Annotated in this window: 18 protein-coding genes; 8 read left to right on the top strand and 10 right to left on the bottom strand. The window is 72.9% G+C overall.

Going from position 1 to position 23,050, the window contains the following annotated elements; genetic code table 11:
• Window positions 1-10: 10 nt before the first annotated feature.
• The 6 genes from STRAU_RS22135 to pgfA form a co-directional block, all read right to left on the bottom strand.
• Complete coding sequence (locus tag STRAU_RS22135; protein ID WP_016642605.1) at window positions 11-769, bottom strand: class I SAM-dependent methyltransferase; 759 nt, start codon at window positions 767-769, stop codon at window positions 11-13.
• Window positions 766-2,163, bottom strand: coding sequence for a hypothetical protein (locus STRAU_RS22130; protein WP_016642604.1), 1,398 nt, complete (start codon window positions 2,161-2,163; stop codon window positions 766-768). Before STRAU_RS22130 ends, STRAU_RS22135 begins: the two co-directional genes overlap by 4 nt.
• Window positions 2,160-6,887, bottom strand: coding sequence for an alpha-(1->3)-arabinofuranosyltransferase (locus tag STRAU_RS22125; protein WP_037661075.1), 4,728 nt, complete (start codon window positions 6,885-6,887; stop codon window positions 2,160-2,162). Before STRAU_RS22125 ends, STRAU_RS22130 begins: the two co-directional genes overlap by 4 nt.
• Window positions 6,884-7,603: a class I SAM-dependent methyltransferase gene (locus STRAU_RS22120; protein WP_016642602.1), complete on the bottom strand. Its 720-nt coding sequence runs from the start codon at window positions 7,601-7,603 to the stop codon at window positions 6,884-6,886. The genes STRAU_RS22125 and STRAU_RS22120 overlap by 4 nt, the downstream gene beginning before the upstream one ends.
• Window positions 7,600-8,775, bottom strand: coding sequence for a glycosyltransferase family 4 protein (locus STRAU_RS22115; protein WP_016642601.1), 1,176 nt, complete (start codon window positions 8,773-8,775; stop codon window positions 7,600-7,602). The genes STRAU_RS22120 and STRAU_RS22115 overlap by 4 nt, the downstream gene beginning before the upstream one ends.
• Window positions 8,776-9,074: 299 nt before the next feature.
• On the bottom strand, window positions 9,075-10,109 hold the full coding sequence (gene pgfA, locus STRAU_RS22110) for a cell envelope lipid trafficking protein PgfA (protein WP_037661073.1): 1,035 nt from the start codon (window positions 10,107-10,109) through the stop codon (window positions 9,075-9,077).
• Window positions 10,110-10,374: 265 nt separating this feature from the next.
• Between pgfA and STRAU_RS43060 the strand changes: the two genes are divergently transcribed.
• The 3 genes from STRAU_RS43060 (at window position 10,375) to STRAU_RS22100 (ending at window position 12,752) form a co-directional block, all read left to right on the top strand.
• Window positions 10,375-10,527: a hypothetical protein gene (locus STRAU_RS43060; RefSeq protein ID WP_203227449.1), complete on the top strand. Its 153-nt coding sequence runs from the start codon at window positions 10,375-10,377 to the stop codon at window positions 10,525-10,527.
• A gap of 137 nt (window positions 10,528-10,664) precedes the next feature.
• Window positions 10,665-11,867 carry a PucR-like N-terminal domain-containing protein gene (locus STRAU_RS22105; protein ID WP_052029191.1) on the top strand — a complete coding sequence of 401 codons (1,203 nt, stop codon included), beginning with the start codon at window positions 10,665-10,667 and terminating at the stop codon, window positions 11,865-11,867.
• 129 nt (window positions 11,868-11,996) lie between these two features.
• Window positions 11,997-12,752: an SCO2400 family protein gene (locus STRAU_RS22100; protein ID WP_016642597.1), complete on the top strand. Its 756-nt coding sequence runs from the start codon at window positions 11,997-11,999 to the stop codon at window positions 12,750-12,752.
• A gap of 69 nt (window positions 12,753-12,821) precedes the next feature.
• On the opposite strand, the gene STRAU_RS22095 is transcribed toward STRAU_RS22100, so the two are convergent.
• Window positions 12,822-13,289 (bottom strand): MarR family winged helix-turn-helix transcriptional regulator, encoded by a 468-nt coding sequence (locus tag STRAU_RS22095; protein WP_037661086.1) that lies wholly within the window; start codon window positions 13,287-13,289, stop codon window positions 12,822-12,824.
• Window positions 13,290-13,386: 97 nt separating this feature from the next.
• Between STRAU_RS22095 and STRAU_RS22090 the strand changes: the two genes are divergently transcribed.
• From STRAU_RS22090 to STRAU_RS43750, 3 genes are all read left to right on the top strand, one after another.
• Window positions 13,387-14,421, top strand: a complete 1,035-nt coding sequence (locus STRAU_RS22090; protein ID WP_016642595.1) for an NADP-dependent oxidoreductase — start codon at window positions 13,387-13,389, stop codon at window positions 14,419-14,421.
• Between the two features lie 105 nt (window positions 14,422-14,526).
• On the top strand, window positions 14,527-14,955 hold the full coding sequence (locus tag STRAU_RS22085) for an organic hydroperoxide resistance protein (RefSeq protein ID WP_016642594.1): 429 nt from the start codon (window positions 14,527-14,529) through the stop codon (window positions 14,953-14,955).
• A gap of 115 nt (window positions 14,956-15,070) precedes the next feature.
• Window positions 15,071-16,111: a helix-turn-helix transcriptional regulator gene (locus tag STRAU_RS43750; RefSeq protein WP_016642593.1), complete on the top strand. Its 1,041-nt coding sequence runs from the start codon at window positions 15,071-15,073 to the stop codon at window positions 16,109-16,111.
• Window positions 16,112-16,211: 100 nt separating this feature from the next.
• Here the strand turns inward: STRAU_RS43750 and STRAU_RS22075 are convergent, their stop codons facing one another.
• Window positions 16,212-18,785, bottom strand: a complete 2,574-nt coding sequence (locus tag STRAU_RS22075; RefSeq protein ID WP_016642592.1) for a M14 family zinc carboxypeptidase — start codon at window positions 18,783-18,785, stop codon at window positions 16,212-16,214.
• A 155-nt stretch (window positions 18,786-18,940) separates the two neighbouring features.
• Between STRAU_RS22075 and STRAU_RS22070 the strand changes: the two genes are divergently transcribed.
• Window positions 18,941-19,741 carry an EI24 domain-containing protein gene (locus tag STRAU_RS22070; RefSeq protein ID WP_016642591.1) on the top strand — a complete coding sequence of 267 codons (801 nt, stop codon included), beginning with the start codon at window positions 18,941-18,943 and terminating at the stop codon, window positions 19,739-19,741.
• A 62-nt stretch (window positions 19,742-19,803) separates the two neighbouring features.
• On the opposite strand, the gene STRAU_RS22065 is transcribed toward STRAU_RS22070, so the two are convergent.
• Window positions 19,804-21,021 (bottom strand): pyroglutamyl-peptidase I, encoded by a 1,218-nt coding sequence (locus tag STRAU_RS22065; RefSeq protein ID WP_259299960.1) that lies wholly within the window; start codon window positions 21,019-21,021, stop codon window positions 19,804-19,806.
• Between the two features lie 131 nt (window positions 21,022-21,152).
• The gene (locus STRAU_RS22060; protein ID WP_397892419.1) at window positions 21,153-22,106 is read right to left on the bottom strand and encodes a LysR family transcriptional regulator; all 954 of its coding nucleotides are present in this window, start codon (window positions 22,104-22,106) and stop codon (window positions 21,153-21,155) included.
• A gap of 49 nt (window positions 22,107-22,155) precedes the next feature.
• Here STRAU_RS22060 and STRAU_RS22055 point away from each other — a divergent pair, with 49 nt between their 5' ends.
• Complete coding sequence (locus STRAU_RS22055) at window positions 22,156-23,004, top strand: NAD(P)-dependent oxidoreductase (protein ID WP_078621395.1); 849 nt, start codon at window positions 22,156-22,158, stop codon at window positions 23,002-23,004.
• Window positions 23,005-23,050: the final 46 nt, after the last annotated feature.

Genomic DNA, 23,050 nt, shown 5'->3' with positions numbered 1-23,050 from the left:
CACCACATGGCTATGCCCTTCGGGCGTGCAGCAGCAGGATCGAGGCGGCGCCCGGCACGGCGCAGGCCAGTCTGTCCAGGGCACGCAGCGGCCGTGGCACGCCGTGGAAGGGCGCGCCCGCGAGCCGTACGACGTCGAAGCCCGACGCGGCCACGAACTCCCGCAGCGCGCGGGCGGTGTAGAGCCGCAGATGACCGACGACCTCGCGGCCCGGGCGGCCGTGGATGCCGCGCAGGCTCACCTCGGAGAACACCGGCTGCACGCCCGCGAGCAGCAGCCCGCGGTTGTACCAGGCGGCGAGATTGGGCGTGGACAGCATCAGGTGGCCGCCGGGCCGCAGCACCCGGCGCAGCTCGTCGAGCGCGCTGTCGGGGTCGACGAGGTGCTCGATGACCTCGCTGAACAGCACGGCGTCCGCGGAGCCGTCCGCGAACGGCAGTCCGCCGTCGGTGAGTTCGCCGCGTACGACGTGCGGCAGGTGGCCGCTGGCGCGGCGCAGCGCGTCCTGGGACCAGTCGACGCCGATGACGCGGTGCCCGGCGAGCAGCGGCGCGGCGACCCGGGCCGCGCTGCCGTCGCCGCAGCCGATGTCGAGGACGACACCCTGGCCGGAGGTCGCCGGGCCGAGCGCGGCGGCGAGCATCCGGGCCTGGCGCAGGCTGCGGGCGTCGCCGGACGCGACGGGCACGTCCGGGTTCTCGTAGAAGTCCCGCAGCTCGCGCGGGCGTTGGGACTCTTTTGTACGTGGTGTGGCGCTGGTCGTCGTCATGAGCCGCTGTCCTCCGGGGTCGGGTGGAGGTTCTGCGTGGCGTGCAGATAGTGCTCGAAGAGGTCGCGCAGGTGGGCGCCGTCGCCGTGGCCGAGCAGCGTCCGGGACCAGCGCAGGGCCAGGTGCAGGCGGCCCGCGGTGGACGCGGTGGTCACGGTCAGGCCGCGCGGCATCCGGGCGGGCGCGGAGAACCACACGGCGTACGCGGCCCCGGCGTCCCCGAAGTCCAGGGCGTACGGCACCCGGCCGATGTTGCTGAGCAGCGTCGTCGAGGTCCACGGCGCGGCGGCCCGGCGCAGCCCGCGGGTGAGGGCGGCGCGCATCGTCACCGGAAGGACGGGCGCGGTGAGCAGCGCGGCACCGTGGCCGAGCTGCGGGCGCGACAGGGCCTTGAGGGCGCGGGTGCGGTCGGAGGTGCGGCGCAGCAGGGCATGGATGTCCTCCGGGCCCAGGTCGCCGGGCCCCGGCCGGCCGGTGTCGCCCCCCGGCACCAACTCGCCCGCGCCGAACGGCACTTCCACGAGCCGGGTGCCGTTGCCGATGGGCATCGTCATGTCGCGCGGCCGGTCGTCGACGGGCATGGTGATGCGCAACGGGCGTGGCCTGGAGCCGTGTTCACGGTTCCAGTGCGCGATCATCAGCGCCGTCGCGACCATCAGCTGGTCGTTGACGGTGTACGGCGCGCCCTTGGGGCGGCGCGGCACCGGCAGGTCGGCGACGAGCATGCCGTTGCCCGGGGAGGGTTCGGGGGCGCCGTGGGCGACGCGCGCGGGGGCGGCCCAGGGGGAGGGCAGCCCGGCCGGGGCCTCGGTGTCGGCGGCGGACGCGTCGGCGGACACGGGAGTACGCGTCGGCGGCGCCGCGGGCGCGTTGTCCCGGCCGCCGTACAGCTCGGCCGCGGTGGCGAGGACGCGCAGGCAGGCGGGGCCGTCCAGGGCGGTGTGGTTGATGGTCAGGAACAGGACGCTGGAGTCGCCGCCCGCCTCCGGGTCGGCGACGACCTCGAGGCGGATCGGCGGCGAGGCGGTGAGCGGCGGCGCGTCGCACAGGGCGCGCTCGCGGGCCCGCTTCAGGGCGTCCCGCTCGGCCGCCGGGAACGTCACCACCTCCACGTCCGGCGCCTCGGTGAGCTCCCACTCGTAGCGGCGCCGGTACCAGGGCCCGCGCGCCTCCCGCATGAGGATGCGCGGGTGGCGCCGCAGGGCCTCGCCGAACGCCGTCCTCAGCCGCGCCGGATCGGGCGTGCCCGGCAGGTGCACCTCGATGTGCACGGTCTCCGGCTCCTGCTCCTGCAGGCAGTGCCGGGCGACCTCGTCGACGACGGGGAACGGCACCCGGCGCGGCGGCCGGCCGGAGCCGTCCGCACGCCGGGCCGGGTGTTCCAGGGCGGTCATGGTGCGGTGTCCTCTCCCGGGCGGGGATCCTCGCCCGAGCGGGTGCCCCTTCCGGGGTGGTCGCCCTCACCCGTGGGGGTGTCCTCTCCCGGGCGGGAGTCCTCCACGGCGGCGGGGTCGTCCTTGCGCAGGGGGTCGGGGCCGCGGGCCGAGAGGGTCGGCCCGGCGGCGTACGGAGGCAGGGGCTGTGTCGGGTCGGTGCCGGACGTGCCGGGTGCGGCGGCGCCGGACGGGGGCTGCGCGGTGCCGTCCGCGCCGCCCCGGCCGAAGTCCCGGCCGGAGGCGGGGGCTTCACCCGAAGCGTGGTCGGCACCCGACTCGTCCTCGCCGCGCTTGCGGTGCGGCAGCGGCGGCGGGACCGTCGGCGCGCCCAGGTCCCGGTCGGGGCCGAGCGGCATCGTGGTCGCGTCGGGGGAGGCGCCCGGCCGCGGCGGAACGGGCGGGGTACCACCAGGGCCGCCGGGGCCACCGGACCCGCCAGGACCAGCCGGTCCGCCAGGACCACCGGCACCGGCCGGACCACCAGGCCCACCCGGACCACCAGACCCACCGGACCCAAGCCCAGCCGCCCCCACAGGAACAGCCGCCCCACCCCGCACCGGCTCCCGCACACTCACCAGAGCCGCGAACAGGGCGATGAACGCCAGGAGCTGAGCCGCGTGCCCGAAGGCGCCCTCGTCCGCCGCGACGGCCTCGCCCGCGCCGGTCGCGGCCGCGATGCCGGCCCCGGCCATCGCCAGGAACGCCACCGGCACGAGCAGCCGGTGCCAGCGCCAGGCGACCAGCGCGAGCGCGGGCACGAGCAGCGCGAACCAGCCCGCGACGGCCACGCCGACCAGCGTGAGCACCACCGTGCCGAGCACCGGGCCGGGCGCGGGCGGCGCCACGTCGGGCCCGTCCGGGTTCGGTTCGCGGCGCCGCACGAACACCAGGGCCACCAGGGCCAGGACGCCCACACCGCCGCCGATGAGCCCGGCCTCGTACGCCGTGGACGGCTCGTAGACGAGCTTCAGCTTGCCGCCCTCGCCGGCCGGCACCAGCCAGCCCTGCTGCCAGCCGTCGAGCCGCACCGAGCGCAGCTCCTTGCCGTTCAGGGTGGCCTTCCAGCCGTCGTTGGCGTTCTCGTACGTCGTCAGGTACGAGGCGGCGCCGTCGCCGACGGTCACCTCGCGCTTGTCGCCCAGCCAGTCGTTGATCTTCAGCTCGCGCGACGTGGTGTCGACGCGGCCCGGTGTGCCGCGCGTCAGCGTGACGTCGGTGACGGCGAGCGGGCCCCCGTCACCGGCCTCCACCTGGTGCTCGCCCGCGGTGAGGGGCACCGAGGTCTGCTTCTCGCCGTCGTCGCACAGCGTCAGCTCGACGGGCCGCCGGTCCATCAGGTCCCGCACGGTGCCCTTGGCGCTCGTCGCGTACACCTTGTCGTCGACCTTCACCGCCGGGCCCTCGCCGCAGGAGAGCTTGAACGTGCGGTTCGGGGACGGCTGCTTGACGCGGAACTCGTCCAGCGCCGGGATGTACGCCTCGGTGAGGCCGACGGGCAGTTGCAGCTTGTCGTCAGCCACCGGGTTGTGCAGGGTGAGCGGCGCCGTCTTCGTGATCGTGATGTCGAGGCGGTCGGTGTTGATCGGCGTGAAGCGGGCCACGCCGTTCTCGTCGACGCCGGCGGTCGCCGCGCCGTCGGGCGAGCTGATCTCGATCTTCTCCGCGCGGGTGGACAGGCCGCCCGCCGGCGGCAGCACGATCTCGCCGACGCTCACCTTGCCCGGCCAGCGCAGATGGATGACCGGCCGGTCACCGGCGATCCACGCCGTCGTCAGGTCGCCGTCGGTGAGGTTGCGGGGGGAGAGCGTGCCCAGGTCGGACGTCGAGTCCGCGCTGGCGATGATCTTCCGGCGCTGCTCGGGCGCCACCTTGTACAGGAGCTCGTCGAACGCGGAGCCCGGCACGGAGACCGCGCTCGCCTTCACCTTGTAGTCACCGTCGCCCGTGGTGGTGAAGCGGCGGTGCAGTCCGGCCTCGGCGGTCACCGGCGACAGGCCGCTGGGGTCGGCCGAGCGGTGCATGGAGTACGTCGTGGCGTCGGCCTCGGCGTCGGCACCCTCCCGGCCCACGGTGTCGGCGGGCATCTTCAGGAGCTTGGTGACCTGCACGCCCGGGATGCTGATCTCCGCGAACCCGGCGCCGGTCAGACCCTTGTGGGCGACCTGCGCGTCCTCGATGGTCAGCTTCACCCAACTCGTGTCGCCCGCCTTGGCCTTGACGCGCTGCGTCGAGCCGTCGGCCTGCAAGTACGTGGTGGCGCTGCCCTGTTCGGTCTCCACCCGCACCTTCGTCGGCGCGGACCGCACGCCCTGCTGCGGCAGCGGCGTCACCTTGAACGACGACGGCACGGCCGTCTTCTTCCGGAACTCCGCCTTGATCCACTCGCCGTCCGGGTTGCCCGGGTTGCCCTCGGTCCAGGCGGTGTCCGGGTTGCCGTCGAAGGCGTTCACGGGGTCGTACTGCGGCAGGTGGAACAGCCAGTTGCCGTAGGAGGAGGCCGTCACGGACTTGGCGCCGCGCAGCTCGGCCGTCGTCTGGTGCTCGACGCCCGTGGTCGGCAGGATCTGCCGTGGCTTCTCGCCGCCGTCCTGGAGCGCGTCCGGCGCGTTCTTCTCGTCCTTGGTGTACGTGTACGACGTGTTGGTGTTGACCAGGCCGAAGCGGGTGTCCGCGCGCCGCAGCCCGTCACCGACGGCCTGGAGGCCGGGCGGTGAGCCGAGTCCGGGGTGGTTGTCGCCGGTCAGGACGACCGGCCGGTTCTTCATCTCCGGGTCGGCGGACAGCGGAAGGAGCGCCTCGGGGCCGCCGCTGACGACGGCCGTGTTGGACACCGGCTTCAGGCCCGCCTGGCCGGGACGCGCGGCGTCCTTGCCCGGCGCGTAGATCTCCACCGCACGCTGGCGCGGGTAGAGGCCCTCCACCTGCACCGGTGTGTCGTCGGCGATCCGCCCGCCGGTCTCCTGCGGCCCGAACCCGGTGACCCGCGAGAACCCGGACTCCTCCAGGGTGCGCTTGACGGTCGCCGTCGGCACCTGGCCGATCTGGTCGGGGTCGAGGTCGTTGCGTACGACCACGTAGTGCAGGCCCGCGCGCCCCAAGTAGTCCTGCAATCCCGGGACTTGGCCGCCGGTCATCAGTGCCTGCTCGACGGCGTCCATGGCGCGCCGGTTGCCCTTGGTGCCGAACGGCACGTAGTCGCGCTGCGCCCAGCGGGAGTCGGCGAGCACGTCGAGGGGCTGGTCGATGGGCGAGCCCCAGGTGTAGATGCCGTGCGCGGTCGCTGGCACGACCAGGGCGCGCGAGTCCGGGGAGTACTTGTCCAGCCAGTCCGCCGTCGCGTCCCAGTAGTTGGGCAGCTTCTGGAACGAACCGGGCTGCAGGATCGAGCCGTTGAGGTACGGCCAGGCGAGCCCCGGAAGCACCAGGACGGCCGCCACCAGCGGGGCGTACCGCCGCCCCCGCACCGGCCGCGCCCCGCGCGCCCGCACCGCCACGCCCGCCAGATGCGCCAGGCCGAAGGCGAGGGCGAGGGCGAGCCCGGTCTGGAACTTGTAGATGTTGCGGAACGGCACCAGCCAGCCGTTCAGCCAGTCCTGCACGGTGCCGTGGAAGGGCGCGCCGAACGCGCCGCCGTACCCGGCGAGGGTGACCAGGGCGACGGAGGCGACGGTGAGCACCAGCCAGCGCCGCTCCGGCAGATCACGCCGGGCCAGGCCGGCGAGGCCGAGGGCCGCGGCGAGCGCCGAGCCGACGATGGTGACCACGGCCGTCGCGACGGTCCACCCGGCGGGCAGCCAGGCGTCGCCGAAGTGCAGATACGCCACCCAGTTGCCGGCGCCGCGCAGCGTCTCGGTGGCCGACATGGTGCCGGTCGTGGTCGCCGAGTTCTCCACGTACGGAAGGAAGTTCTCGCCGTAGATGCCGAGCAGCAGCAAGGGCACCACCCACCAGGCGGTGGCCAGGATGACCCCCGGCACCCACCAGGTGATCAGCTTGCGCTTGCGCGGGCCGTTCGGCCGCGACAGCAGATACAGGCCCACGGGCAGCAGTGACGCCAGCGTCGACGCCGCGTTCACGCCGCCCATGAAGGGGATGAACAGGGCGGAGCGGAACGCCGCGATCCGCGCGGTGACACGGTGGTTGGTGAGCGGGATGAGCACCCACGGCAGGAACGCGCCGGGCAGCGCCGCCGCCGACGTCGACCCGACCACGACGGTGAACGTCGGCCACAGCGCGTACACCACCGCGCCGAGGAGTCGCGAGCCGTGGCTGCCGATGTTCAGCCGCTCCGCGAGCCGCAGCGCGCCCCAGAAGGCGGTGGCGACGATCAGCGAGAGCCACAGCCGCTCGGCCAGCCACACCGGGAGCTGCACGAGGTCGGCCAGGGCGTAGAACGGCAGCATCGGGAAGGCGTAGCCGATGTACTGGTCCTGGATGCCGCCGAAGCCGCCCCGGTCGTGCCACAGCTGGCCGAGGTCGGACAGGAACTGCCAGGGATCGACGGCGACACCGAGCTTGGTGTCGAACGTCATCCGCCCCGGTTGCACGGCGAGGAAGCACACGAGCACCACGGCCCAGAACCCGGCGAGCCAGCGCCGTGAGCGCGGCCCGCGCCCGGGTTCGGGCGCGGGCGCCGTCGGCTTCAGGGCCGCCGGGGGTGGGGACTGGACCGTGGTGGTCATGGACACCGCCTGAGGATGAGGAGGAGGTTCCAGGTGGCGACTTCGCGCACGCCCGGTACCTTCGCCACCGTTTCGGCCCAGAACGGCCAGTACCGGGAGCGGGCCGAGACGACGGTGACATCGTCGCGGGCCCGCACCTGTCTGAGCGTGGGTCCGACGTGGTGCGCGAAGAGGTTCTCGCCGAGCTTGTGCTTGGCGGTTCTGCCGGTGCGGCGCTCGTAGCGGGCGCGGGCCCGCTCGGCGCCGAAGTAGTGCCAGGGCGCCCACTCGTGGCCGCCCCAGGGGGAGTACCAGTTGGTGAACGCCACATAGATCAGTCCGCCGGGGCGGGTGACGCGCACCATCTCGCTGAGGAAGGTCTGGGGGTCGTCGACGTGCTCCAGGACGTTCGAGGAGAACGTGACGTCGGCGACGCCGGAGGCCAGCGGCAGCAGATAGCCGTCGGCGACGACGGAGCCCTCGGGCGGCTTCGCCCCGAGCTCCGTCAGGTCCGGCTCGAAGAGGTATGCCTGCGCGCCGCGCCTGCGGAACTCCTCGGTGAAGTAACCGCCTCCGCCGCCCACGTCGACGACCACCCGGTCCTTGACAGGGAGATGCCGTTCGACCTGGTCGGCGGCGTCCCGGGCGAGCAGCGCGTAGCACCGCTCGGGGTCCTGCTGCTCCCGCAGGAAGGCCCGGAACAGGGTCACGGAGCGGCGCAGCGACGGGTCCTTCACACAGATCCCTTGGCCTTCCGCGGTGCCTCGTGCGCGGCGACGGCCTCCGCGGCCACCGCGCGGAACTGGCGCACCGTGTTCGCCCAGCGGAAGCGCGCGGCGCGTTCCGCGGCGGCCTTGCCGAAGGACCGGCGCCGCTCCGCACTGAGCGCGAGCGTGCACCAGGCGGCGGCGAACGAGCTCTCGCCGTGCGCGAGCAGCCCGGTCACACCGTCCTCTATGGAGTCGCGTACGCCGGGTACGTCGAAGCCGATCGCGGGCGTCGCGCGCACCGCGGCCTCGGTGACGACCAGGCCCCAGCCCTCGACGGCCGACGGGTGCAGGAGCATCCACGCCTCGCAGAGCAGCCGGTGCTTCTCGGCCTCCGAGACATGGCCGGTGAACTGCACGCCGGGGCCCGCGAGCCGTTCGAGCCGCTCCCGCTCGGGCCCCTCGCCGACGATCACCAGGCGGCCGCCGGTGACCGGGCGGACCCGCTCCCACAGCCGAAGGAGCAGATCGACGCGCTTGTACTCGACGAGCCGGCCCATGGCCAGGAAGAGAGGTTCGTCGGAGCGCTCGTGCAGCGGCCCCGGCTCCTCGACGCCGTTGTGCACGACGCGGATGCGGTCACGCTCGACACCGAGGTCCACCAGGGCCGTCGCCGTCGACGGCGAGACCGCCACCAGCAGGTTGCCGCGCTGCGCGCCCGAGAGCGACCAGTGCTCCAGGCGCCGCCCGAGGCGCGCGGCCGGGGCGAGGGGGCCCTGGAAGCGCATCGACCACAGCTCGGTGTGGACGTGGTTGACCAGGCAGAGGGTGGGGCCGCGGTGCCAGAGCGGGGCGAGGTAGGGCATGCCGTTGCACACCTCGACCAGCAGGTCGCAGTCGCCGATCTGGCGGGTGAACGCAGACCGGGCGCGCAGGTAGTGGCCGAGGTCGCCGCCCGCCGACACCACGCGGTAGTCGCGGTAGGCGGCCGGGCCGCCGCAGAGCAGGGTGACCTGGTGACCGTGGGCGGTCAGTCCGTCGGCCAGGCGGTCGACGAGGAGTTCGGAGCCGCCTGCGGCCGGGTTGGCCAGGTCGCGGCGGGCAAGAAAGGCGATCCGGCGGGGCTGTGGGGGAAGCGCCGGAAGGCGTCGCGCGGGCCGCGTTGCGACCGGGCGCAGCGACGACGGCACGTGCTGGGGCATCGGTGCTCCAACTCGTCTCGGGGTGCGGAACTGTGGGGGCTTACGGGTGGCTCCCGGGGTGGGGCCCGGTGGTGCTGGTGGTTCCGTGCTGAGGGGTACGTGCTGTGTGCTGCGGGGCGGGGCCTGGGGCGGTGCGCGCGGGGTGGGACTCGGGGACTGCGGATGATCGATCTGCGCGGCCGTTGTGCTGGGACTGTGCGGGGACTGTGTCTGGGTGGAGTGGATAGTTTTCGCCGCAAGGAACGGCGGGGCTACTCACCGAGGTGACAATTTCGGCCCTTCTTAGACCTGACGTCTCATCACATCGTGGTGGGTTGCAGGGAATTTGGGGACGTTTCGGAATGTGGACCGCTCGCATCCGGTCCTTCACCGTCCCTTCGCGTCCCGTTCGACCCCGATTCCCGGCCACGTACGACGAGGGCGCCGCCGAGCAGCGCCAGGGCGCCGCCCAGGACCACGGACAGCAGCGGAAGCGTCTCGCCCACCAGCTTCAGGCGCGAGCTGTCGTCGTCCGCCAGCTCCACCTGCGCCTTCTGGGTCTTCGTGGTGAAGGCGATGCGCTCACTGTCGAGCAGCACCGTGACGTCCTTCTTGCCCCCGGGTGCCCGCAATGTCTTGCGGGGTCCGAGCGCGGCGTAGATGATCCGGCCCGTGCGCTGGTCGGCGACCAGCTCGACGCCGTGATTGGCGTACCACTCCTCGGCCATGACCTGGCTGCGCTTGGGCAGGCCGACCATCCGCCCGGGCACCTGCCGGGTGCCGGTCTTGGCGGCCTTCACGGTGCCGGTGAAGCGGAGGCCCTCGTACCCCTGGATCTTCTTCTTGCCGCGGTAGGTCAGCGGCACGGTGTCGCCGAGGGTGGGGTCCCACCACAGGTAGGTGCGCTTCTCGACGTCGAAGGGGAACTTCAGGTACGCCTCGCCCTCGAAATAGGGCTTCTCGTCGCAGCAGTGCACGGGCTTGTTGGTCTTACGATCGGTCACCCAGCGTTCGAGCGTCCACTGCAGAGAGTCATGCGGATCGGCCGCGGGCAGCGAGCTGTCGGGGTCGATCGAGGTCGATACGTCCCAGACTGCCCGGCCCGACTTCTCGCTGTCGGCGACGTCGCCGCGCACCTGCCGGGTGATGGTCAGGCGCTGGTCGTGGACGGTCTTGATCTTCTTGGTGTCGAAATAGCTGCCTGTGCCCCGGAAGACGGTGATCTGGTCGATATCGGTCGGCGTGCGCTTGGCGCGCGGTTCGACGTACCAGGCCAGCATCGGCGCCAGGACGAGCAGAAAGGCGCCCAGGCCGAGCAGGACCAGGGACAAGGGCGAGGCTGTGCGGCGCGTCATCCGGGCGCTCCTGCCATGAGAACGAACAGGGGACGAACAGGGGAGGACCGGCCAACTGTGATGGATTACCCACGGGTTGGGGGTCTTCTGCGGTGCTGTTGCCGCCGGAATGTCCGAAATGCTGCGGCAGTGTTTCCACGGGGTTACTGACCCGTATGGGTCGCGAACGCTAGGCGGACCCTTGACGCAGTGTCAATGCGTTGTTGACACTGGGCACCTGCGGAGCGGGGTGGGGACGACCTCCATGCAGAGAGGCTGACCCTGTATGCACCGATTGTTCGCCGCCACGCTGACCGTCGTGGTCGCCGCGGCCCTTGCCGTGGGCGCCGCGCTCGGCATCGTCGCGCTCCTGAACGCCACGCCCGACCAGCCGAACCGGCCGCTCGTGCACTACGAGACCCCCGAGCGGGATCAGTGACCGACGTGGCCGCCGGCCCGAGAAGCGTGTCCGAAAACATCTCCGAAGGCGCCGCCGAGGCAGGCGCCGCAGAGAATGACGTCGGGAACGCCCCCGAGAGTCCGGCCCCCGGATCGTCACGCTCCGCCTGGCGCGATGTGCCGCCCCTCCAGGTGCGCCGGTTCGCCGCGCTCGCCCTGGAGGAGGTGCCGGTCCTCGCCCAGGACATCCTGCGCGAGATCCGCGCCGAGTACCCCGGCCTGCCCGTCGTCCTCGACGACTCCGGCGAGCCCATGGCGCTCGTCGGCATCCGCCGCGCCCTGGAGGGCTTCGTCCAGCAGCTCGCCACCCGGGAGGGCCGGCCGCGCTACCACCCGGAGGTCTTCCAGGAATTCGGCCGCGGCGAGGGCCTGCACGGCCGCAGCCTCGACTCGCTCCAGGCGATCTACCGCCTCGGCGTCCGGCTCGCCTGGCGCCGCCTCGCCGAGATCGGCCAGCAGACCGAGATCCCGCCCCCGGCCATGTACGAGCTCGCCGAATCCGGCTTCGAGTACCTCGACGGCCTGGTCGACCAGTCGGTACGCGGCTACGCGGAGGCCGCCGCCCGGCAGGCCGGCGAGCGCCTGCGCCTGCAGCGCAAACTCATGGAACTGCTGCTCTCCGAGCGGCGGCCCGACGTGTCCGCCGCCTCCGCGCTCGGCGCCGAGAACGGCCTGGACGAGCGCGCCGCCCGCGTCGGCTGGCAACTGCCCGAACGCGTCGCCGTCGGCGTGCTCCTGCGCCCCGCCCGCGAGGCCGTCGCGCCCGCCGTCGGCGAGGGCGTGCTGCTCGACATGGAGGCCGAGCAGCCCCGCATGGTCGTGCCCGACCCGGATGCGGCCGGCCGCCCCGAACTCCTGCGCCGCGCCATGACCGGCTGGTCGGGCGCCATCGGCCCGCCCGTGCCGCTCGCCGACGCCGCCAAGTCGCTGCGCTGGGCCCAGGCGGCGGTCGGCCTGATGGAGCGCGGACTGCTGCCCGCCGGCGAGGTCCTGTACTGCACCGAGCACACCGAGGCCCTCGTCCTGCTCCAGCCCGAGGAGCTCATCGAGGACCTCTCGCGGCGCTGCCTCGCACCCCTGGACCACTGCGGACCCGCCCACGGCCGCCGCCTCGCCCAGACCCTGCTCGCCTGGCTGGAGACGCGCGGCGGCGCCCCCGAGGTGGCCGCCCGGCTCGGCGTGCACCCGCAGACGGTGCGCTACCGGCTGCGCCAGATCAGGGAGCTGTGGGGCGACGAGGTGGACGACCCCGACCGCCGCTTCGAGCTGGAACTGGTGCTGCGGGCCCGCAGGCTGCGGGGCGAACTGGGCCGGACCTGACGGACCCGGCGTACCGGGCACACATGTCGCCGCCCGGACGCGAAGACACGCCGGACGGTTGGGTTCCGCACACAACATTCACAGCTTCGGCTTCCTCCGTACCGGCCCGGGACCTAGCCTCCAAGCCTCATGGACTACTGCCACGCGTGCCACAGGCACCTCAACGGCGCCCTCGCCTGCCCGGGGTGCGGCACTCCGGCCGAAGCCTGTCGTGAGTACGCGGAGGCGCTCTCCGTCCAGGACGAGCCCGAGATCCTCGACGAGGCGGCCGACGAGCAGGAGCCGGGCGGCGGGGTCCGCGGCCGCGGCCGCCGCAGGGAACGCGGCCGCAAGGCGGCCCAGCACCGCCGCAGGCGCCGCGGCCTGCTGCTGATCACCGCCGGCGTCGCGCTGGCCGCGGGCGGCCTGAGCCTCGCCGAACTCGGCACCGAGTCCGCGTCGGACGAGCAGCGGACGGCGTCCGCACCGGACCGCGACGAGTCGTCGGACGGCACGGCGAACGGTTCCGGGAACGCCGAAGGGGCGGCGGACGCGGCGGGCGCGTCCGCCGAGCCGGTGTCGTCGTCCGAGTCGCCCTCGGCGTCGAAGTCCGCGGCGGAGAAGAAGAAGCGGAAGAAGGAGAAGGGCGACAGGGTCGGCACGGACGGGGCGAGCCCGGCAGGCGAGGGCCAGCCGGGCGACGGCACCACCGAGGGAGCGACCGGCGGAAGCGGAACCTCCGGCGGGGCGGATCCCCGGCCCACGTCCGGCACCCCCACGACGAGCCGCCCGCAGCATCCCGGCCCCGACCCGGACCCCTCCACGACGAAGCCGCCGAGCGACCCGCAGGACCCGAGCCCGAGCCCGTCGGAGACGTGCGACCGGTTCCTGTGGTGGTGTACGTGACGTAGGTGGTGTACGTGACGGAGTGGCCGCCGCGCCGACACTGACCGGCGAACCAGCCCCGGCCGCCTCCTACTTCCCGTCGGCCGCGCGCTTCTCGCCGAGCATCCGCCGCAGCAGCCCACGCAGCGAAAGCCGCTCCTCCCGCGAGAGTTCGGCCAGCGGTTCGCGGGCGAAGTCCAGGGACTCCCGCAGACTGCGCGCGGTGCCGAGCCCCTCCTCGGTCGGCGCCGCCAGCTTCACGCGCCGGTCGGCCGGGTCGGGCCGCCGCTCGACGAGGCCGCGTGCCTCCAGGCGGTCCACGATGCCGGTGACGTTCGACGGCTCGCACTTCAGCTTCTGCGCGATGCGCCGCATCGGCAGGGGCTCGATGGAGAGCAGCCCGAGCACCCGCGCCTGCGCGCCGGTCAGCGCGTGCTTGCCCGCGGCGACCTCGTACTCCTCGTAGTAGCGCGCCACGACGTCGCCGATCAGCTCGACGACCTCGAGCGTCAGCGGATCGATCCGGGGGGCGGGCGTGCCGGGCTTCTGGGTGACCATGCCCACCAGGTTACCCATTTACTTGACAACATGAAATATCGAAGCGCATGCTTATTTCAGAACCTGAAGCATTCTGAGCCTGAGGAGGACGCCCCGCATGTCCGTCACCCCCGAGCAGCTCCCGGCCACCAGTCGCGCCTGGCACCTCGTGCGCCGCCCGCACGGCTGGCCCGTCCCGGAGGACTTCGCGCTCCGCGAGGTCCCGGTCGAGGCCCCGGCGGAGGGCCGCGTCCTGGTCCGGAACCTGCACTTCTCGGTCGATCCGTACATGCGCGGCCGCATGAACGACGTGAAGTCGTACATCCCGCCGTTCCAGCTCGACCAGCCCATGGAGGGCGGCGCGGTCGGCGTCGTCGTGGCGTCGAACGCGGACGGCTTCGCGGCGGGCGATCACGTCCTGCACTTCGCGGGCTGGCGGGAGTACGCGTCGGTGCCCGCGCAGCACGCGACGAAGGTGGACCCCGAGGCCGCGCCCCTGTCGGCGTATCTGGGCGTGCTCGGCATGACGGGCCTGACGGCGTACGCGGGCCTGCTCGAGGTCGCGTCCTTCAAGGAGGGCGACGCCGTCTTCGTCTCCGGCGCCGCCGGTGCCGTCGGCAGCGAGGTCGGCCAGATCGCCCGGCTCAAGGGCGCCTCGCGCGTCATCGGCTCGGCCGGATCGGACGAAAAGGTCAAGCTCCTCACCGAGGAGTACGGCTTCAACGCGGCCTTCAACTACCGCGACGAGCGCCCGGTCGCCGAGCAGCTGAAGGAGGCCGCCCCCGACGGCATCGACGTCTACTTCGACAACGTCGGCGGTGAGCACCTGGAGGCCGCCATCAGCCGCCTCAACGTCCACGGCCGCATCACCATCTGCGGCATGATCGCGGGCTACAACGACACCGAGCCGACGCCGGGCCCGCGCAACATGGCCATGATCATCGGCAAGCGGCTGCGGGTGCAGGGCATGCTCGTCCAGGACCACCAGGACCTCCAGCCGGAGTTCGTGCGCGAGGTCGGGGCCTGGGTGCGCTCCGGTGAGCTCAAGTACAACGAGACCGTCTCGCACGGGATCGACAGCGGCGTCGAGGCGTTCCTCGGCATGCTGCGCGGCGAGAACACCGGAAAGATGATCGTCTCCCTCGACGCGTGAGCCGCTGGCTGGGTATTCCAGTATTCCGGTATCCGATAAAGTAATTCCACTATTGCCGGGTCGGCGGGCGCGCGACGCGGCACATCCCAGGAGGAATCGGCAGTTATGTCCATCCAGCAGATAGACGTCAAGTACACCGCCGTGGCCACCGCCGAGAACGGCCGTGACGGCCGTGTCGCCAGCGACGACGGCAACCTCGACGTCGTCGTGAACCCGCCGAAGGAGATGGGCGGCAGCGGCGCGGGCACCAACCCCGAGCAGCTCTTCGCGGCCGGCTTCAGCGCCTGCTTCCAGGGGGCGCTCGGTGTGGTCGCGCGTCGCGAGAAGGCCGACATCTCCGGCTCCACGGTGACCGCGAAGGTCGGCATCGGCGCCAACGGGTCCGGCGGCTTCGGCCTGGAGGTCGAGCTCGTCGCCTCCATCCCCAACGTGGACGCCGCGACGGCCCAGTCTCTCGTGGAGAAGGCCCACGAGGTCTGCCCCTACTCCAACGCCACCCGCGGCAACATCAAGGTGGACCTGAAGGTCGCCTGACGCGCGAAGCGTCTGGGGCGGGACCGCGGTGCCCTCAAGGGGCGCCCCGGTCCCGCCCCTTTTCCGTTCTTCCGTTGCTCACGATGTCGCCCTCCACCGGGGGCATACTGGCGAAGTGGCCTGGAGTGTCGAGGAAGTGACCCGGTGCGTGCAGGGTGCGGCGTCCGAGTCGTCGGACCTGGATGACCTGGCCGTCGAGATCTCACGTCTGGTCGGGCATGTCCTGCCGCACGACGGATTCTGCCTGATGGGCATGGACCCGGTCGCGGGCGCGCCCGCCTTCGCCGCCCGGCGCCACGGATACAGCCCGTACGCGTGCTTCAACCTGGGGATCGGCCACCGCGCCGGCCGCGACCTCAACCCGTTCGGGGAGCTCATCCGTGGTCCCCGCCGAGTCTGCGTCTTCGGCACCGGCTCGCCCAAGAACGACGTCACGGCCCCCTGGCACGAGGTGATGGCCGCCGAGGGGGTCGCCTGTGAACTGCGTGTGGCGCTCACTCTGCGCGGCCGTGCCTGGGGCGGATTCGTGCTGGTGCGTGGGTCGGGGGTGCGGCCGTTCGCCGCGGAGGACGCCGACCGCGCGGTCCGGCTCGGCCCCCTCCTGGCCGCCGCCGTACGGAGCTTCGTCAACAGGACGGGACGGCTGGGGCCCGCGCGCGGCGGCCCCGGCCCCGGAACGCTGATCATCGATGAGTACTACGGGACCAGCTCCGCCACCCCGGACGGGCGGGCGTGGCTGCGGAGCCTGGCCGCGGACCCCCTGCACACCGGCGGCGGCGACCACGCCATCACCCCGATGTGGGGGCCGCTGGTCGCCGCCCGGCGCGGGGACCGGGGCGCCACCACCTGCGTCCCCACGGCCGGCGGCTGGATCGTCATCACCGCACAGCCGCTGGACGGCCGCCTGGACGGACAGGTGGCCGTCACCATCCAGGCGGCCCCCGCCGACCACCTGCTGACCGCCGTGTCCGCCTGGCACGGCATGACGCCCAAGGAACACCTGGTCATCCAGCACGCCCTGGAAGGAATGCAGGTCAAACAGATCGCACGCCACCTGGATCTGTCACCCCACACGGTGAACGACTACTTCCGGGCCGTCTACCGCAAGGTCGGCGTGCACAGCCGGGACGAGCTCATCACGATCCTGACGCACTGAGAGCAGGCGGGAGTTCAAAGGCAGGCTCGGAGAGCCTGCCTTTGAACCGAACGGTTCACCGTCCCGCCCTCGGCGCCGGGTTCGACCGCTCGCGGCTCGGCTACCGCACAGCGAACAGCGCCCGCCCCACCTGGGCGAACACCCCCTTCGGATGCCCCCGGAACAACGGCTCCGTGCCGAAGAGAACCACCCGCGTCGAGCCGTGCGCCCCGCTCACCACGGACGCCTCCCCGGCAGCGTCGGCGGGACCGCCCGCACCGGAGCCGTCGGCCCGCCAGTGCCCGGAGACCAGGGGCTTCCCGCCGGCGTACGCCTGCTCCACCCGCACCCCGTCCCCGAGCCCGGTGAACCACATGGGCGCGTAGACGAAGCTGTACCCGGAGCCCGAACCGGCCACGGGGCCACCGGCGTTGCGCACCCGCACCACCCCGTTGGCATCCCCGTTGCCCTCGACGGCCGTCACGGACAGCAGATCCGCGGCCGAGTTCAGCGCGGCACCCCCGGCGCCCCGGCCGACAAGCCCCCCGCCCCCGGCGAGGAACGCGTCGAGCCGCTTGCGCGCGGGCGCCTTCAACTTTCCGTAGGCGAGCCCGGACGACACGAAGAGCACATCGGCCCCGCGCCAGTCGAAGCCGTCGTTGAGGACGGCCGTGGAGACCGGCACCACGTCGAAGTTCATCTCCCGCAGCGCGAGCAGCTCCCCGGGCGTCACGGCCGCGGCGACCCGCGTGCGCCGCACCGGGTCCCCGCCCCGCGCCTTGGTGGCGGAGAACTCCACGTCGTACTTCTTCGCCGCGTCCCACGCGGCCCGCCGCGCCGCCCCCGGCACGATCACGCCCCCGCCGTCACGCGAGCGGCGCACCGAAATACCCTCCCGGACAAGGGAGTTGAGAGCTGCCACTTCCCGCGGGTCGTCGAGCCGCAGCCGCAGGTCCCCGCGCGGCGCCACGTACCCGACCCGCGCGGCGGAGTCCACCGCCCGCGACGGAACGGCCGCCGGGCTCCCCTTCTTCGCGGACACCACGGACGCGCCCCACAACCGGCCCAGGCTCCAGCCCGAGATGTCGTACATGGCCGACACCTTGTCGCTGATGTCACGCCCGTCCGCGAGGATCACGTTCGCGATGCCCCGCTTGGGCTGGCGCATGTCGACGACGTACGACCCCTTCTCGTACGAGGCTCCGCCGAGGCGGAAGTCCCGGGTGGCGCGCCGGACTCGGACGTCGTTGGCGAGGAGGTGGTCGACGAGACGGGAAGCGGCGGCGCCGGAGCGCTGCCGCTCGCCCGCCGGGATCACGTACGCGCGCGGGAAGTCGGCCGTGTAGACGTCCTCCGGGCCGATGCCGGGCACGCCCGGCACGGTCTCCTCGGAGACCTCCACCTGCTGCGCGCCCGCGGCCCCGCGCCGGAACACCTCGATCTGGTCGTCGATCAGCGAACGCCGGTGCTCGCGCGCGTAGTCGAGGGTGGCCGTCATGGCCGCGCCCGCGATGTCCGTGTTGATGGCGGAGCGGCGGCGCAGCTCGGCGGTGGGCCGGGAGTCGTACTCCTCGTTGTTGACCTGCATCGGGAACTCGATGGTGTGCGCCGCGACCGTGCCGTGGAACGGCATGTACTGCGGGGTGAAGATCGGCGGCCAGTCGTCCCAGCCCTCCTCCTGGTCGCGGAAGGGGATGATCGCGGGCTGCACGCCGTCCTTCGCCTCGGTGTAGCCGAGGCCGTTGACGGCCTTCTCCATGCCGAGGGCGTTGGCGTAGCTGTTCTTCAGGAACAGGTCGTACTCGTAGTTCTCGCCGTGCGGCGGTGTGGTCGGCTCGATCAGCGTGCCGTTCACGTACCCGTGCAGGTCGATCATCACGGCGGGCTGCTTGTCGATCGCGATCTGCCGCACCGCGCGCGCCTCGGGCTGCGTCGCGGTGATGAAGTCGCGGTTCAGGTCGAAGCCGTTGGCGTTCTCGCGGGTGCCCGCGATGCGCCCGTCGGGGTTCATCGTGACGTTGAAGTAGAGGCGGTGGTGCGCGAGCAGGTCGCGGGTCTTGCCGTCCTTGGCCTTCGCGAGCTTCTCGATGAGCTTCAGGGCCGCGTCGGTGCCCTCCCACTCGTTGCCGTGGATGTTGTTGTTGATGAACACCGGTGTCTTGTACGCGGACTTGAGGGCCTTGTCCTTGGCGGCGGCCCCGGGCGCGTTCTCGATGCGCTCGCGCATCTTCTCCTGCCGGGCGGCCTCGCGCGCCGACTCGGGCGCCGTGACCGTCACCAGATACAGGTCGTGTCCGCCCGCCGAACGCCCGGCGATCTCCACGCTCACCCGGTCGCCGACGCCCTGGACCTTGTTCAGCCTGGGGGCGATGGCGTGGTACGGGGTGAGGCCCAGCTTGATGGACTTGTCGGCCGGGTTCTTCGGGACCGCGTCCAGGCGCTGTTCGCGCGGGTAGCCGCGGCCCTTGCCGGTGTCCCGGCCGGGTGCGGCGGCGCCGTCCAGGGCGCGGGCCGCGGCGCCCTCCGGCGTCCGCGCGGCCCGGTCGGGCGAGTCGAGCGGGGCCTCGTCGCGGATCACCGGGCGCGGCGCGGGATCGGCGCTCGCGCCGGCCGGGGTGAGCACCGTGAACAGCAGTGTGCCCGCGGCGGCCGACGCGGTGAGGAGAACGGGTCTGGATGGCCGGGATATGCCCATACGTACCTCCGGAACATGGGTCGTGCGCCGACCCGAGAGATCAGTACGGGAGGTCTACAGGCTGAATCCGCCTACAACAAGGGGGTATTCGCGGAACGTTCACCTCCCGCGCACCAGGTCCGGGGCACCGCGCCTGGCCGGATAAGGTGTGCCGCATGCGTGAACTGGGTCAGGGCTTCGGCTATCTGGTGAAGGGACAGCGCTGGGTCGCCCAGCACGGCAAGCAGTACGGGTGGGGGCTGCTGCCGGGACTCATCACCCTCGTGCTGTACGCGGCGGCGCTCGTCTCGCTCGCCCTGTGGGGCACCGACCTGGTGTCCTGGGCGACGCCGTTCGCCGACGACTGGTCCGACCCGTGGCCGGGCCTGTTCCGCGGCTTCCTGACGGTGCTGCTCTTCGCCCTGGCGCTGCTCCTGTCCGTGGTGACCTTCACCGCGGTGACGCTCGTGATCGGCGAGCCCTTCTACGAGTCGCTCTCCGAGCAGGTCGACATCTCCGTGGCCGGCTTCGCCCCCGAGTCGGGCCTGCCGCTCTGGCGCGAACTGCTGATCTCCGTACGCGACAGCCTGCGCGTCGTCGTGCGGGCCGCGCTGTGGGGCGTGCTGCTCTTCGGCCTCGGCTTCGTGCCCGTCGTCGGCCAGACCGTGATCCCCGTCATCGGCATCTTCGTCACCGGCTTCTTCCTGGTCGAGGAGCTGACGGCGGTCGCGCTCGGACGCCGCGGGGTGCGGCTGCGCGACCGCCTGGCCCTGCTCAGGTCCCGCAAGACCCTGGCGTGGGGCTTCGGCGCGCCCCTCGCGGTGGCGTTCCTGGTGCCGTTCGTCGCCGTGTTCCTGATGCCGGGGGCGGTGGCCGGGGCGACGCTGATGGCACGGGACCTGATGGGCGAGGACGCCTCCGGCGCGGATGACACGGACGACGGCGCCGCTGACCCCCGGGCCCCCGTATCGGCCTGAACGGCCTCGTCCTCCAGTTACGGGAAGGGGCGGGACTGGGGCGCCCCCGCGAGGCCCCAGCGCTAGCGCTCCACCGCCGTCACCACGATCCGCCGCACCTGCGCGATGATGTCGACCCGGTTGCGTACGAACTCGGCGTCCGTGACCTCCCCGGTCGCCGGATCGGTGTTCCCCGCCCCGAACTGCAGCACCGGCGTGTGCACATGCCCACCGGGCAGCCTGTCGTGCAGCCCGAGCCGATCGCGCAGCAGCGTCGCCCGATAGGCGATCTCGTTGGACAGATAGTCACCACCGCCACCCGCACGGGCCGTCGAGCCCGGAGTCGGCCCGTCCGGCCGCTGGACGGGTGCGGTGCCGCCCGCCGGGATCTCGGTCACGGCCGTGTTGTCGTACACGGGGAACCGTCCGGTGTCCGCCGCGACGATGTCCTTGTACGGCAGCGTGGTCGTCGTCCACTGCGGCTGCGACGCGGGGTCGGCGACCGGGACCAGGCCGGTGCTCGACAGGTTCTCGTTGTCCCCGAAGCCGCCGCGCCAGGCCCCGTTGGTGCGCTCGATGTCGAACTTGCCGACCCGGCCCTGGCTGACGGTCGTGAACAGGTCGACGCGCGGCAACTGCCGCCGCAGCGTCCGCTCCACCTCCCCCTCGGCGAAGTCCGTCCAGCGCACCGGGAACACGGCGGTCTCGATGCGCACGGGCCCGGCGGCGGTCCGTACGACGGTGCCGTCGAGGGCGAGGGCGGTGGCACCGGACGGGTTGCTGATGCGGGTGTCCCGGTCGAGCGTGAAGGGGTCGAAGCCGGTGACGAGTACCCGCTTGATCCGGTGCCCCTTGGGGTAGCGGATCGTGTCCTGGCCCCGGGACGTCGTCTCCAGCGACCCGAGCAGCCGCTGCCTGCGCGCGTCCCCGAGCTCGAACCCGCGCGGCTCCCACGCCCGCAGCGCCCGCGTCATCCCGAGCCGCGCCCAGTACAGCGGCCGGTCGTCGTCCTTGCTGAGATCGCCGGTCACGGGACCGCGCCCCTGCGCCCGCTCCACCGCCCGCCGCCACAGCGACTGCCCCTGGCGTGCGACGAGACGCTCGGCCGCCTGGTAGGAGCGGACCCGGCCGAGGTCCCGCGCGAAGCCGGGCGCCACGCCGTCGAACCCGCTGCGCCGCAGGATCTCCTGGGGCACGGCCCGGTCGAGCCGCTGCTCCTCGACGGTGGGCGAATCGGAGGCGTTGGCCGAGGTGTTGGCGGAGTCGGCCGTGGCGGGCGACGCGGAGACGCCGAGCAGCAGCGCGACACCCAGCACGCCGAGCCGCCGCCCGAGTATCCCGGGGGTGGGACCGGGGGTGAGGGACGAAGCCACGTGAGTCCTTCCGTTGCAGGTGAGGTGGCGGAAGTATCGCGGGACGGGGGAGGTGAGCGCTACGGGTTCCGGGTCACAAGCCGCGCCGCGTCCCGCAGTGCGGCGACGAACGGCTCCGCGCTCGGCACCCGCGACCGCCCCCGAGCCGTCGCCGCGTACACCGCCCGCGCGGGCGCGCCCGCGTCCCGCACCGGCACCAGGGCGATGTCCGGCCGCACCCCCTGCGCCGCGAGCGCCGGGACCAGCGTCACGCCCAGACCCGCGGCCACGTACCCCTGCTTGGCGGTCCACTCGCCCACCACGTGGGCGACCCGGGGCCGGAAGCCGTGGCGCAGCGCCGCGTCGAGGAGGGAGCCGGCCGGCTCGGCGCTGCCGGACACCCAGTCGTCGTCGGCGAACCGGTCCAGGTCGACGAGGGGCTCGCCCGCCAGGGGGTGGTCGGCGGGCACCGCGACGTACAGCGTCTCGTCGAGGAGATGGTGCAGCTCGAAGACGTCCTCGGGCAGCGGGCCGCCCGTCGTCGACACCACCGCCAGGTCGAGGTCGCCCTCCGTGAGGCGCCCGAGCAGCGGCCGCGTGAAGCCCTCCTCGCGGGCGAGGGTCACTCCGGGGTGCCGCTCGCGGAACAGCGCGAGTGCCCGCGGCACCAGCGCCGCGTCCGCCGTCGCGAACGCCCCGAACCGAAGGAGCCCGCCCGCAGCGCCGTCCAGGTCCGCCAACTCCCGCCGCATCCGCGCCAGTTGGGCGAGCGCCGCCTCCGTGTGCGGCAGCGCGGACCGGCCGTGCGCGGTGAGGCGTACGCCGCGCGGCAGCCGGTCGAAGAGGGGCGCGCCGCCGAACGCGGTCTCCAGGGCGGCGATCTGACGGGACACGGCGGACTGCGTCCAGCCCAGGCGGCGCGCGGCCACGGTGAAGGAGCCGTGCCGGGCCACTTCTAGGAAAGCGCGCAGCCAGACGGTGGACACATCACTCGACCCATCACTTGACTCATGCTGATCCCGCATGGCTGACATGCTAGACATTCGCTTGTCGCATCATTTGCCCGGACCTAGCGTCGTACCCATGGACGAACGCACCACGGAACACCCTCAGGGCCGACAGCACGTCGCGTTTCTCGGGCTAGGGCACATGGGTGCCCCGATGGCCGCCCGCCTCCGGGCCGCCGGGCATCCGCTGACCGTCTGGAACCGCACCGCCGCCAAGGCGGAACCCCTCGTCGCCGCGGGCGCGCGGCTCGCCGCCACGCCCGCGGACGCGGTGCGCGACGCCGACGTGGTCCTCACGATGCTGGCGGGACCCGAGGCGCTGCGTTCGGTCGCCGACGAGATCGTGCCGGTGCTGCGGGAGGGCGTCCACTGGGTGGAGATGTCGACCGTCGGACCGGACGCGGTAAGGGAGTTGGGGGAGCGTGTGCCGGACGGCGTCACGCTCGTCGACGCGCCCGTCATGGGCAGCACGGACAAGGCCGCGACGGGGGAGCTCGGCATCCTCGCGGGCGGGGACGCCGCCGCCGTCGAGTCCTTGCTCGCCGCCCTCGGCACCGTGACCCGCACCGGTCCGCTCGGCTCCGGCGCCGCGCTCAAGGTCGTCGTGAACACCGCCGTGCTCGGCGGGGTCGCCCTGGTCGCGGAGGCGATGGCCCTGGCCGACGCGCTGGGCCTGGACGAGGAGGTGGCGCGCGGCGCCCTGGCCCGCGGTCCGCTCGCGGGCGCGGTCGCCCGTGCCTTCGCCGACGACGTGCACTTCGGCAACGACCTCGCGGCGAAGGACGTCGCGCTGGCCACGAGCGCGGCGCGGCTGCCCGCGACGGAGGCGGTCCGCGCCCACTACGAGGCCGCGGTGGCGGACCCTGCCGTGGCCCACGAGGACATCGCCCGGGCCGTCCCCCACATCCGCGCCCGTACGGCGTGACCTCAGAAAGTCCCGACCTCAGAAGACCCTCACCTCAGAAGACCCT

The organism is Streptomyces aurantiacus JA 4570 (assembly GCF_000414115.1).
GTDB lineage: Bacteria > Actinomycetota > Actinomycetes > Streptomycetales > Streptomycetaceae > Streptomyces > Streptomyces aurantiacus_A.
The sequence above is the reverse complement of the archived record's forward strand: the minus strand, read 5'-3'. Positions and strand labels throughout refer to the sequence as shown.